This is a genomic window from Hymenobacter sp. (assembly GCF_031398885.1).
Taxonomy (GTDB): Bacteria; Bacteroidota; Bacteroidia; order Cytophagales; family Hymenobacteraceae; genus Hymenobacter.
Window position 1 is genome coordinate 13,057 of the sequence record NZ_JANNOD010000056.1, and the last position, 12,066, is coordinate 25,122.

9 protein-coding genes and 1 tRNA gene are annotated in these 12,066 nt (G+C 60.9%); 7 read left to right on the plus strand and 3 right to left on the minus strand.

Features of this window, described 5'->3' with window-relative positions:
* Positions 1 to 189 precede the first annotated feature (189 nt).
* Positions 190 to 4,167 (minus strand): metallophosphoesterase, encoded by a 3,978-nt coding sequence (locus tag RMO51_RS10855; RefSeq protein ID WP_310394553.1) that lies wholly within the window; start codon positions 4,165 to 4,167, stop codon positions 190 to 192.
* 197 nt (positions 4,168 to 4,364) lie between these two features.
* Between RMO51_RS10855 and RMO51_RS10860 the strand changes: the two genes are divergently transcribed.
* Together RMO51_RS10860 and RMO51_RS10865 are read left to right on the plus strand one after the other, a co-directional pair.
* Positions 4,365 to 5,714 carry a Pycsar system effector family protein gene (locus tag RMO51_RS10860; RefSeq protein WP_310394554.1) on the plus strand — a complete coding sequence of 450 codons (1,350 nt, stop codon included), beginning with the start codon at positions 4,365 to 4,367 and terminating at the stop codon, positions 5,712 to 5,714.
* A gap of 59 nt (positions 5,715 to 5,773) precedes the next feature.
* Positions 5,774 to 5,850, plus strand: a tRNA-Arg gene (locus tag RMO51_RS10865).
* 54 nt (positions 5,851 to 5,904) lie between these two features.
* On the opposite strand, the gene RMO51_RS10870 is transcribed toward RMO51_RS10865, so the two are convergent.
* A complete protein-coding gene (locus RMO51_RS10870; protein WP_310394556.1) occupies positions 5,905 to 6,396 on the minus strand; it encodes an HNH endonuclease in 492 nt (163 codons plus the stop codon).
* 256 nt (positions 6,397 to 6,652) lie between these two features.
* Between RMO51_RS10870 and RMO51_RS10875 the strand changes: the two genes are divergently transcribed.
* From RMO51_RS10875 to RMO51_RS10890, 4 genes are all read left to right on the plus strand, one after another.
* Positions 6,653 to 6,991, plus strand: a complete 339-nt coding sequence (locus tag RMO51_RS10875; protein ID WP_310394558.1) for a type II toxin-antitoxin system RelE/ParE family toxin — start codon at positions 6,653 to 6,655, stop codon at positions 6,989 to 6,991.
* A gap of 21 nt (positions 6,992 to 7,012) precedes the next feature.
* The gene (locus RMO51_RS10880; RefSeq protein ID WP_310394559.1) at positions 7,013 to 7,351 is read left to right on the plus strand and encodes a helix-turn-helix transcriptional regulator; all 339 of its coding nucleotides are present in this window, start codon (positions 7,013 to 7,015) and stop codon (positions 7,349 to 7,351) included.
* Between the two features lie 220 nt (positions 7,352 to 7,571).
* Positions 7,572 to 8,891, plus strand: coding sequence for an Ig-like domain-containing protein (locus tag RMO51_RS10885; RefSeq protein ID WP_310394561.1), 1,320 nt, complete (start codon positions 7,572 to 7,574; stop codon positions 8,889 to 8,891).
* A 294-nt stretch (positions 8,892 to 9,185) separates the two neighbouring features.
* Entirely contained in the window at positions 9,186 to 9,722 is a 537-nt protein-coding gene (locus RMO51_RS10890; RefSeq protein WP_310394563.1) for a hypothetical protein, read from the plus strand.
* Positions 9,723 to 9,783: 61 nt separating this feature from the next.
* Here RMO51_RS10890 and RMO51_RS10895 read toward each other — a convergent pair whose 3' ends face one another.
* Complete coding sequence (locus RMO51_RS10895; RefSeq protein ID WP_310394564.1) at positions 9,784 to 10,461, minus strand: hypothetical protein; 678 nt, start codon at positions 10,459 to 10,461, stop codon at positions 9,784 to 9,786.
* Positions 10,462 to 11,081: 620 nt separating this feature from the next.
* Between RMO51_RS10895 and RMO51_RS10900 the strand changes: the two genes are divergently transcribed.
* Positions 11,082 to 11,990 (plus strand): manganese catalase family protein, encoded by a 909-nt coding sequence (locus tag RMO51_RS10900; RefSeq protein ID WP_310394566.1) that lies wholly within the window; start codon positions 11,082 to 11,084, stop codon positions 11,988 to 11,990.
* The last annotated feature ends 76 nt before the right edge of the window (positions 11,991 to 12,066 follow it).

Genomic DNA, 12,066 nt, shown 5'->3' on the forward strand with positions numbered 1-12,066 from the left:
TTTAATTTTTCAATAATGACAGCAATTATTGCATAAGTCAGACAATATTTATGATAAACACCCACTGCCTGGCAGTTGCGGAGCGTTGGTTCAGTCGCAGCCGGCAATTCCCGCTTTCGAACAGGGCCCAAACACCAACGCCCTGCCGGTGGGGTAGGGCGTTGGTGGCACGCAACGGGTAGCTCGGCGCTAGAACAGGAAGTCGAACCCAACGAACACCAGCTTCTCCTCCCCCACCGAGTAGGTGGCGTTGATGACGGCCTGCTTCAGGATGTCGAAGTAGATGCCGCCGCCGAAGCCGCTGTGAAAGGCGCTGATGCCGGAGCGCACGTCGTTGTTGGAATACACGCGGCCGAAGTCGGCGAGGCCGAGCACGCCCGCCTTGCCCGGAAACAGATAGGCATTGAAGGAAAACAGCTGCAAGCGGGCCTCGGCGTTGGCGTAGAGGCTGCGGCGGCCGGCGAAGCGGGTGCGCCGGTAGCCGCGCAGGTTGGTGGTGCCGCCCAGGGTGTTGGCCTGGTAGAAGCGGTAGTCGCCCAGGTTGTGGGCCACGCCGATGCGGCCGGCGTAGGTAATCTGGAACGGTAGGTTGGGCGTGAGGTAGGCCCGGACTTCCGACGTGAGGCGGCCGAACCGCAGCTGCTCGCCGTTGAGCTGAAAGTTGTACTGGGCCTCGTTGTACCAGCGGATGCCGATGCGCGGGTTCTTGGGCGAAGAGCTGGCGTCGAGGTTGAGGTAGAACAGGCCGCCGAGGTACTGGTTGGCCTGAAAGTCGCTGGCCCGGATGCCAAAGCGGCGGTTCTCATACGCGCCGTCCGCCACCCCGATGCTGTCGGCAATGATGGACCCAATGGGGCTGCGCTCCGTCTGAAACTGGTCGTACTGCGGCCCGAAGCCCATTTTTAAGAAACTAAACAAACTGCGCTCCAGGGTCGGGGCCACGGTGAGGCGCGAGAAGCGCACGCGGTAGGCGCTGTTCACGGTGCGCACCGTCGCCTGGCCGGAATCGTCGTCCTCTTCGGCCAGGTTGGCCGTGTTGTTGCCCAGGCCGAAGAAGTTGTAGAGTAGCTGCGGGCCGTAGTACTGGGCGGCCAGGCGCAGGTCATACTTGCCAAACAGGCGCGTGAACTGGCCGGCGTAGCGGAGGTTGAAGGCGTCGCGGGCCGGGGCAAAGTTGGCGGCCAGGCTCTGCTCCGACGAGAACGGCTCGCGGCGGAAGCCGTAGCGGCGGTGCGTGACGCCGCCGCCCAGCAGGAGGCCGTCGTCGACGTTGAAGCCAAAAAACAGGGTCGGGCCGGTGTAGTTGAGGCGGTAGTCCTTCAGGTCGAAGCGTTTGGGGTGGTCGTAGCGGCTCACGTCCACGCCGGACTCCAGGCGCAGGCGGGCCTCTTTGCCCGCGTTGATGACGTTGCCGGTGTCGGCGTCGTACACCTGGGTCTGGTGCCGGAAGCCGGCCACGCGGCTCACGTCGGTGATGGTGTCGCGGCCGGTGCCGGCCACCAGGCGCAGCTTGATGCCCTTCTTGGCGTCGCCCTTCACCTCGTACGCGTCGGTGCCGCTGATGCCGTACAGGCGCAGCTCGTCGGTGACGCCGCGCTCCACCACCCGGTCGTAGAGGGTTTTGCTGAGCTGGCCTTCCTTCGTGATTTTGCGCACCGTGACGTGGGTGTTGCCGTTGGGCAGGCGCTCGACAATAAACTTCTCGTTCTTCTGGGTGCCGCGCACTTCCACGATTTTAGCCACCACGTTGGCGTACTTGGCCGCGAGGTCGGGCAGCAGGTCGCGCCGGCTGCGCAGCTTGGCGATGATTTCCGGGCCGTGCAAATCGTAAATTTCCTTGGGCCACTTGTCCCGAAAAGCCTTTTCAATGACCGCATCGGTCAGTTGCTCTTTCATGTACGTGGCCTGGGCCACCCACTGCTCGCGCGTCACGCCGCTCAGGAAGGTGCGGTCGTTGCTCAGGGCGGTTTGGTTCAGGCCTTTGTAGTCGGCGTAGTCGGGGCCGAAGTTCTGGAAGTTGCGGATGGCAAACTTGCGGCTGAGCAGGTAGGGCAGCACGCCGTCGCCCTTGAAAAAGGCAATGTCGCGGTCCTCGGGCACGGCCACGTAGGTGCGGTCGCCGTCCTTGCTTTTGAACTCGGCCCAGCGCCACTGGTCCTCGTGCCGGTCCCAGTCGCCTATCCACATGTCGAACAGGCGCGAGCGGGCGAAGGCCACCTGGTCCACCTTGTTATCGTTGTCTTCGAGCAGACGCTCCAGCATCTTGTCGGTGCCCACCAGGTTTTTGGCGTTACGCAGGCTGGCCACGTTGCTTTGGTCGTCCTTGGCGTCTTCCTCCAGGGCCGCGGGCAGGTTCGAGAACGTGCCGTAGTACTGGCCCAGCAGCGGGTCCTGCGGAATGTACACGGGCACCGGGTTGGTGTGCAGAATGCCGGCCGCCGCGGCCAGCGGCGGCAGCACGAACGAGGCGTACGGGTGCTGGGCCGACACCTGGTCCTGCAGCACGTCCTTGGCGAAGCCCGTGCGCAGGGCCTCGGGCAGCACGGCGGCGGGGTCTTTGTCGATGCCGCGCAGCGAGAAGTTGTGGCCGGCGTCGTTGCGCACCTTCAGCGAAGCGGTTTGCTTGCCGCCGCCGGTTTTGTAGGGCACCAGGCCGCCCTTGTCGTTGGCCAGGTCCAGGAGCGGAAACTTCACCGGCGTGGCCCACTCCCGGCGGTAGTGCGCACCGAGCAGCCAGTTGTGGAAACCGCCGTGCTTGGCGTAGCTGGGGTTCACGGCCACCACCACGCTGCTGTCGCGGAAGTTGCGGCGGTTCGTGGGCAGATTGGGCGCGGCCACGTAGTCCTTCTCCTTTTGCCGCTTTTTGTCGGCCGGCGTCACGGGCGCGGCGGGCGTGCTGGCCACGCCGTCGGTGGTCTTGGCGTAGAGCGGCGTGCGGAACACCCGCCGGGCGCGGTCGCCGCTGCCTTCGGGCACGAAGTACTCGGTCCACACCTGCCCGTCGTCGTAGTAGTTCACCCGCGCAAAGCCCTTTTCCTTGTCCGAAAACAAAGCGTCGCCGCCGTCGCCGGGCTTCACGTGCTGGGTTTTGCAGCCCGAGCCGCTCACAATGAAGTGCGTGGTGCCCTCCTTGAAGTACTGCAGGTTGTGCTCGTGCCCGCAGGCGTAAATCAGGTTGGGGTACTTGTTGAAGATGTCCATCAGCCCCTTCTTGTAGGCCTGATAGGCAGGATAGGCCAAGTCCTGGCTGACGCCGCCGTACTTACGGGCAAACGGGTAGATGGACCCCAACACGGGCAGCGGCACAAACGCGTACTTGTACACGATGCTGAGCGGAAAGATGTGGTCGCCGAGCGTGAAATAGCCGCCGTGCACCCCGTCGCTGAACAGCGGGTGGTGGCCCACCACCATGATGTTCTTGTCCTTGTTGCGGGCAATGATGTCGTCGAGCTGGGCCATGAAGTCCGTTTCGTCCTCCACGCCGCAGCCGCCGTCGGAGCCGTAGGGCCGCTCGCTCTTGTTGGTCAGGAACCACTGCGAGTTCACCGTAATCAGCAGCAGGTCGTCCTGCAGGCGAATCTCGTAAGGCCCGGGGCAGCCGTTGCCGGGCGTGATGAAGTCGCCGGTGTAGGAGAAAGCCGTCGAGTCGCTGGCCAGGTAGCTTTCGGCGTAGCGCTGCTCGCGCAGCACCTGCTCCAGGCCGCCTTTCAGGCCCTGCTTCCAGTCGTGGTTGCCCGGAATCATGTACTTCTCGCCTTGGTAGCCCTTTAGCACGTCCATCTGGTCGCGCAGGCGGCGCTCCGACTCCTTGCGGTCGTAGGCGCCCTCCTCGGGCATACCGTACTCGTAAATATTGTCGCCGAGGTAAATGGTGGTGCTCTTGCTGCCGGCGGCCAGAATTTGCTTGCGCAGAAAGTTCAGCGAGGGCTCGCCGCCGTCGGCCGCGGCAATGGGCTTGCCCACGTCGCCAATCAGAAACACCGAGTAGCGGATGCGGGTGCTGTCGGGCGGGCGCTTGGTTTCCCAGCCAATGCCGCCGCGGCGGTAGTTAGGGCGCAGCGGGCGCGCGGTCTGGGAAGATTTGCCCTGGGCCAGCGCGCCCAGGGGAAACGCTAAAACCGCGCAGAGCACCAGAAGTCCGGTTCGCAAGCGAAAAGATAAAGGCATAAAAAAGAGATAGAAACGGCCTGAAAACCCCGCTTCGGGGCGCTGCAATAAATTTACGCCCGCTGCCGGGCCGGCCGGTAGGGCCCGTTACGCAAAGCACGGCAATGGAGTTAAACCATGTTTTTTAACTTCCGTTCGCCGCTTCGCGTTCAAAGCGGGCGCGCGCGCCAAATGAGCCGGCCGTAACTTCACTTGCCATGGAAGAAATTACCCCCGAATCCGTTGCCACGGCCGCCACATCCGCGCCGGCCGAAATAACGGATTCGCCTAATAAATCGCAGAAGGCCACCGCTGACTCCGTCGCGGCCGAGCCGGTTGCGGCCGAAGCCGACAAGGCCCCCAAAGCCAAAGCCTCGCCCCTGGTGAAGGAAGCCCAGGCCTTCGTCACGGAGCTGTATGCGAAGGAGCTGCCCGCCCAGCTCACCTACCACTCGCTGCGCCACACCGAGGCGGTGGTGAAGGAGTGCCGGGCCCTGGCCCCCGCCGCCGCTCTCGGCCCCGACGACACTGAGGCGCTGCTGCTGGCCGCTTGGTTCCACGACACCGGCTATCTCGACGTGTACGACGGCCACGAATTCCGCAGCATGGAGCGCGCCGCCGCCTGGCTCACCGAGCGCGGCGCCGAGGCCGGCCGCATCGAGCTCGTGCGGAGCATCATCAAGGCCACGCACCGCAACGAAGAACCCGAAACCGAGCTGCAAAAGCTGCTCACCGACGCCGACATGAGCAACCTGGCCCGGGAAGATTTCCGCTCCAGCGCCGAGCTGCTGCGCACCGAATGGGAGCTCGCGCTGGGCAAAACCTACTCCAACCCCGAGTGGGCCGAGCTGCAACTCAATTTCATGGTGGGCCACGCCTTTCAGTCGGGCGCCGGCCAGGAGCGCTACGGCAAGGACTTCAAAAAGAACATTGCCGAGCAGCGCGACCGGCTCAAGAAAATTGAGAAGAAGAACAAGAAGAAGGACAAGGCGCAGAACGACACCTTCGCCGACCCCAAGCGCGGCGTCGAAACCATGTTCCGCACCATGTACAACAACCACATCAAGCTCTCGGACATGGCCGACAAAAAGGCCAGCATGATGATTTCGCTCAACGCGGTGCTCCTCTCGGTCATCATCACCTACCTCGGGGCCAAAACTTCGTCGCTGGGCCCGGCCTTCACCCGCAACCCCATCCTGATGATTCCCATCGGCATCCTGCTGCTCACCTCGCTGGGCTCGGTGATTACGGCCATTCTCTCGGCCCAGCCCGACGTGACCAGCTTCAAGTGGCTGAAGAAAAGCCCGGAAATTGCCACCAACCGCCGGGTAAACCTGCTCTTCTTCGGCAACTTCACCAAGCTCAGCCTCGACAATTTTCAGAACGGCATCCGCGAGCTGATGCGCCAGAAGGAAGGCCTCTACACCAACATGGTCACCGACGTGTACTACCTCGGCGAGGTGCTCTCGCGCAAGTACAACCTGCTGCGCACCAGCTACACCGTGTTCATGGTCGGGCTCATCCTCACGGTGCTCTCCTTCGGCATCGTGCTGCTGTATAAGTCGTAGCCGCGGGCGCCGCATTGGCAGCTGTACGCTATCTTTGTTCAGCGCTTGTTTCACCACTCGGACCTGTAGCTTAACTGCATAAAGCAAGCCTCTCCTAAGGGCTAGAGTACAGGTTGGATTCCTGTCAGGTCCACCACCTTTGCTGACTTAGCTACAGCAGCATTTTCAAACCCCGTCCCAAACTGCCTTCCTAGTAAGGGCCGTTCAGGACGGGGTTTCTTGTTAACAACCCGTTGTCGTATTCCCAGTGGCAATTGGGGCACAGCACGAGAATATTTGCTGGACCCGACACTTGTTGGACCGTTGCGTAATCGGGAAAATATTTGATGGGTTGCCTATGACAGTATTCCACATGCTTGTCGTAGCCGCAAGCCTGACAAATACGGGGCCGGTGGGCATTCAGCAGCCGCGTGATGCTGTTGAGGTAGCCGCGGTAGTAACTGGGGTGTTTGATGGCATCTTTGGCTTTGAGTTGAGCAACGGTTAACTGCCGGTAATCAGCCTTGCGTTTGCCGTGCGCCGCGCAGAACTGCCGGTTGGCAGGAATCAACGTGTCGCAATCCTGGCACCTGCGCGTGAGGCGCCGCTTGGGTGCCTGCTGGTTGGTATGAATTGCCGCGTGCGAGCGGCAGCAGTACTTCAAATTGGCCGTTTCGGCGCCGCAGTGCAGGCAGGTATTCATGCCTCAAGTTACCAGAATAGTCTTTTCGCTCCCTCAACCAACGCGCCCAAAACGGCTACGTGCCACAAATCACCCGCAACGGGCAGCCACTTCCGCAGCCGTTGCTGGCGCAGCCGGACGTGGCGAAACGTGGCGTGCTGGTATTTACAATGGGCGCGGCCGAAGAAACAACAGGTGTCTTCATAAGGAAACCTTCTATATCTTCGTGATGTATCCTCTCGGCAGCTTTGGCTTTTGATTTCCTTCCGCTTCTACCATGTCAAAGCCCATTGTTGCGGTACTCACTCCCGAAGCGCGGGAGTTCCTGAAAGCCCTGGAGAAGGACACCCGGCAGGAGTTTGGGGCCAGCATCCGCAAGCTCCAAAGCGGCCAGCCCGTTCAGAATTTCAAGAAGCTGGTCAACACGGATGGCATCTACGAATTCAGCGTCATTGTTCCTAACCATGCCTACCGCCTCTTCGCTTTTTGGGACACACGCGGCGCAGTTGAAACCCTCATTGTATGCACCCACGGTCTGGACAAGAAAACTCAGAAAACCCCACCGCAGGAAATCAAGAAAGCCGAAAAAATAAAGCACAGGCACTTCGGCAACTAATTAATCTAAGCTATTACCACCATGGCAACCGAACCTATTTCCTATCAGGATTCTCCCCTCCAACTCATCGCCTTCAACGACTTGGAAGACGAACTGTTCGGCGCACCCGGCACCCCTGCGCGCACCGAATACGAAGACCGGGTGACGCTCGAACTCCTGCCCCAGTCCATCCGCGCATACCGCCTGCGCAACCACCTCACCCAGGACGAACTCGGCCAGCGCCTCGGCGTGCAAAAATCCCAAATCAGCAAGCTGGAGCGCAATTCCTCCAATGTCACTCTCGACACCTTGCGCCGCGTTTTCAAAGCTTTGAACGTGGACGTGAAGATTCTCTTGCAGCCAACGGTGCCCCAGGCGTAAACCCAAGCGCCAAAAACGTCTACGTGCAGCAAGCCACCGGCAACGGGCAGAAGCTCACGCCGCCGTTGCTGGCGCAGCAGGACGTGGCCAAGAGCGGGGTGCTGGTGTTTGTGATGGGAGCGCGGCCGGCGCGGAAGTAAGCTGATTTATCTGCTGCCTTGCGCTGCTTGTTGGTGTTCGATGTATGTTCACTTACCTTACAACTCCAATCCTTAAGCTGATGAAAAGAGGCTTCTATTTTATCTTCTTTCTGCTCACCTGCTTGTCATCTATTGCGCAGCCGTCAACGCAAAAGGTCTTTTTCTCCGACATCGACAATTTCTGGGTGGCCTACGACAGCATCCGCACCACTTCGGATAGCCTCCGGCAACTGCAGTACATCCAGAAGCTATACATCGGGAAAGGCACGCCGGGCCTGAAGAGCATGATGGCAGCCCGCCGCTATACCGCTCAGGAATACGTTGCCGCCATCCGGCGCTACCCCAGGTTCTGGAACTCCCTGCGGCCCTTCACGCAGCGGGCCCCCGCGGTGGCCGCCGGCATCGAGCCCTACCTGAAGAAGCTGAAACAGCTCTACCCCGCCCTGCGCCCGGCCAGCATCTACTTCACCGTGGGGCTGTTCCGCTCCGGCGGCACTATCAAAGACGGGGCCGTGCTCATCGGCAGCGAAACAGAGCTGGGCGGGCCGGGGGTGGATATTTCGGAATTTCCAGCCAGCACCCGCGCCTCCCTGGCCCGCAGCTATCAGGACGACCTCGTTAAAAAATTGGTGCTCACTAACGTGCACGAATACGTGCACACCCAGCAGCAGGAGCCCGGCGACATGCTCCTGAGCGTGGCCCTCTACGAAGGCACCTGCGACCTGGTGGCCGAGGTGGTAACCGGCCGGGTACCACCTCGGCCCTACATGACCTACGGCCCTGCCCACGAGGCCGAGCTAAAGGAAAAATTTAAGGCCGAGATGTTCTCGCCCGCCATTCAAAACTGGTTCTACAACCAGCAGTCCGACGACCCCAACCACGTTCCCGACCTGGGCTACTTTATGGGCTACGCCATTGGCAAAGCGTATTATCAACAGGCCAAAAACAAGCCAGCGGCTATCCGGCATCTCATTGAACTCGACTACGGCAACGCCGCCGCCGTGGAAGCCTTCCTACGCGCAACCCACTACTATCCCGCCACCCTCGACAAGGCCACGCTGCTGCGTGCCTACGCCGCCCACAACCCCGTGGTCGTTAGCATGACCCCCGCACTCTCGGCCGAGGGGCTGCTCGATGCTTCTGTGAAGGAGCTGCGCTTCACCTTCTCCGCCGCCATGGGCACCAACGTGTCTACCGACTACGGCCCCGGTGGCAAAGCGCAATGGCCTTTCGTACCCTCTCCCCGAGGGAGCTTTTCCGCCGACCGAAAATCGTACACGTACAAAGTTGACCTGCAGCCGGGCCATGCCTATAATTTTATAATCACAGGTGGCGGGTTCGAGTCCCTTGATGGCCATCCATTGGTAAGCTACGAGGTAAAGTTTAGGACGAAGGAATAACTTTCGCCGTTTTCAGGCCCCCTCGTTGCAATAAAAAAACCGCCCGCTCCCCACCGGAAGCGGGCGGCTGCATTTTCAATCCTGCCGAAACTTACGCCGCGGCCGGTTTCTCCTGGCTGCTTCCGCCGCCGGAGCTGAGTAGCTTGCGGACCGGCGTGTAGCCGTCGCGCAGTGAGCCGTAGCTGACGCAGCCGTTTCAGGCGCAGCCGAATGTGGCGAAAGGTGGCGTGCTGGCGTTTGTGATGAGAGCAGCTTTTATAATTTCGAGCAATTAGGCATCTTCTGTTCCTTCCCATGAATTCTACTTTGCGTGCCTTGTCTGAACATGAAACAAAGCTGTATAACGCAGCTGTAAGTGCCACCGGCACAATGGAGCAATGCGAGCAGCAACTTCGTGGAAAGGGGATTTTTGATGAGTACAAACGAATACACGGACAATACCTTACTCTTTTCGACGAAACCTTCGAGCCTATTGTCAAGCTCGAAGCATTAAAGCGGTTGATTTTTTTAAATTGGTACCATGTGGTTGAGCCCTCATGCTTGACTGGCATTGGTGAATTTGAGGAAGTAACCTTATATTCTTCATTTGAAAGACTTAACACATACATCATCCAGTGCAAGCTGGACCATGAGTTGCAGTGGATGCTGTCTTATTACTCCTGTTGGGATTGGATACTACTCGCTTACGCAGAACCTTACCTAGTTGAGCTAACTGCTTTTATCAAATCAGTAGACACTTCTATTTCCCATTCTGAGCAAAACCAACCCGCGGCAATGGATAACAGGGGCCAAATGGGAATTTATTGGCAATCACATAGTATTGGCAGATAACACCAAAAACCCGCCCGCTCCCCACCGGAAGCGGGCGGCTGCATTCCAACCCTACCGAAACTTACGCCGCCGGCGTCGCGGGAGCTTCCCCGCCGCCCCCGCCCGAGCTCACAATCTTGCGCATCTGCGCGTAGCCGTCATACAGCGGCCGGTCAATCAGCTTGAAGGCTTTCATGTCCTCGTCGAGGGCGCGCACTGCCACCATCAGCTCGTCCACCAGGTCCTCCAGGGCGGCGCCGGAGAGCACCCGCTCGTCTATCGTTTTGCGGGTGGCCGGCTGCGCGGTGCGGAAGGTGTCCAACGCGGCGGCCAGCGGCTGTAGGGTCTGGGCCGTGAGGCCCTGCTTGGCCAGCTCGGGGACCACGTCGGCGCGGGCTGCGCTGCCCAGCACCGAGCCCACCACCGCCACGAAGGCCAGCGGCCGCAACCGCCGCAGCTGCTTGCCCGAGAGCGTCACCGAGGCTTGCAGGTCGGCGTCGGCCAGGCGGGTGGCCACCCGGCTCAGGGGGGCCGGCAGCAGCTCCAGCAGCTCGCGTTGCGCGGTTTGGGCCTCCCCGGTCAGCATTTTGGTGCGCTTGGCGGTGCCGCCCCGGGCGCCCGACACTTGGCCGTAGAGCGTGGCCACGGCGGCGGCCTGCGCGGCGGCTACTTCGCTGACCGCCAGGGCGGCCTCGTTTTCGGCCACGTAGGCCACCACCCGGCTGCACATGGCTAGCTGGTCCTCTTTAAACTGGTTCATGTGATTGGGGTAAGGGTAACCACGCGGCCGCAACCGCCCGGCCCGCAAGCTCCTGCCTGGGGCCCACAAGGTACACGCAATTATGTCCTTGTTGCCAACCCCGGCAAACCTGCTTCACCCTTTCAAAACGGCATTGGGCAAGCCCAAACACCCTTTGACCAACTCTAAACACCCCTTGACCAACCCTAAACACCCTTGGCCCCTGCCACAACGTCATTTACGCCTCTCAAAACACCATTCACTACTGCCACAACGTCATTTACGCCTCCCAAAACAGCATTCCGCCTTCGCAAAACGGCATTGCGCCGCCGCAAAACACCCCTTGACATTGCCAAAACACCCTTCGACCGAGGCAAAACACCCTTCGCCTCTCCCCAAACACCCCTTGGCATTGGCCAAACACCCTGTGCCTGCGCCAAAACACCCTTCGCCTTCCTCGAAATACCCGCCACCGGCCCCCACCTGCGCCTGAAAAGTCCGGCACTCCGCCCGCTCGGCTCCGGCTCTAGCCGCCCGTCCAGGAGCCTGCGCGGCAGCCACCACCAAAATTCGGGCTTTTCCGAACATAGGGTAAAATCCGACGTTGGAGAATTATTCTAAACTACTAACGCCTACCCCTTATGATTCTGAAAATTGACCGGCTGCCGATTGAGCTGCCCACGCCCAACAACCCCTCGCCCAACGACGCTGCCGCCGTGCAGGAGCTGCTGGGGGGCAAATTCGGGGAGATGTCCACCCTGATGAACTACACCTACCAGTCGTTCAACTTCCGCGGCCGCAACAAGCTGCGCCCCTTCTACGACCTCATCAGCAGCATCGCCGGCGAGGAGTACGGCCACATCGAGGTGGTGTCCTACACCATCAACCTGCTGCTCACCGGCACCACCCAGCGCGGCCTCGACCCCAGCGGTACTCCCATGGCCGCCGCCGTGGGCGCCCGCAACACCCGCCACTTCATCGCCAGCGGCCAGGGCGCCCTGCCCATGGACTCGCACGGCGACTTCTGGACCGGCGCCAACGTCTTCAACTCCGGCAACCTCAAGCTCGACCTGCTCCACAACTTCTTCCTGGAGCTGGGCGCCCGCGGCAACAAGATGCGCGTCTACTCCATGGTGGAAGACCCCACCGCCCGCGAAATGCTCGGCTACCTGCTGGTGCGCGGCGGCGTGCACGCCCTCGCCTACGCCAAGGCCCTGGAAGCCTACACCGGCGTGGAAGTGACCAAGCTGCTGCCCATCCCGGACATGAAGAACGACGCCTACCCCGAGGCCCAGAAGTTCATGAAAAACGGCCTGCACCGCAAGCTCTACACCTTTAGCCAGGACGACTACCGCCAGGCCGGCATCATCTGGAACGGCGTGCACCCCGACGACAACCAGCCCCTGGAGCTCATCCACGGCGCCATGGAGGGCTCCCCCGCCCCCGACCTCGAGCCCGAACCCCAGCTCAACGCCCCCGGCGGCGAGGACTTCGACCCCCAGATGTTCTCCGACATCGCCAAGAAAATGGGCATCAAGTACGTGTACTAACCCCCGTACCGCTGCCCCCTGCCAACGGCCCGCCTCGTTTTCGAACGAGGCGGGCCGTTGTTTTTTTAAGCAGAAT

Coding starts and splice junctions, on each gene's coding strand:
- RMO51_RS10855 (WP_310394553.1), bottom strand. CDS start 4,167: ATGCCTTTATCTTTTCGCTTGCGAACCGGACTTCTGGTGCTCTGCGCG.
- RMO51_RS10860 (WP_310394554.1), top strand. CDS start 4,365: ATGGAAGAAATTACCCCCGAATCCGTTGCCACGGCCGCCACATCCGCG.
- RMO51_RS10870 (WP_310394556.1), bottom strand. CDS start 6,396: ATGAATACCTGCCTGCACTGCGGCGCCGAAACGGCCAATTTGAAGTAC.
- RMO51_RS10875 (WP_310394558.1), top strand. CDS start 6,653: ATGTCAAAGCCCATTGTTGCGGTACTCACTCCCGAAGCGCGGGAGTTC.
- RMO51_RS10880 (WP_310394559.1), top strand. CDS start 7,013: ATGGCAACCGAACCTATTTCCTATCAGGATTCTCCCCTCCAACTCATC.
- RMO51_RS10885 (WP_310394561.1), top strand. CDS start 7,572: ATGAAAAGAGGCTTCTATTTTATCTTCTTTCTGCTCACCTGCTTGTCA.
- RMO51_RS10890 (WP_310394563.1), top strand. CDS start 9,186: ATGAATTCTACTTTGCGTGCCTTGTCTGAACATGAAACAAAGCTGTAT.
- RMO51_RS10895 (WP_310394564.1), bottom strand. CDS start 10,461: ATGAACCAGTTTAAAGAGGACCAGCTAGCCATGTGCAGCCGGGTGGTG.
- RMO51_RS10900 (WP_310394566.1), top strand. CDS start 11,082: ATGATTCTGAAAATTGACCGGCTGCCGATTGAGCTGCCCACGCCCAAC.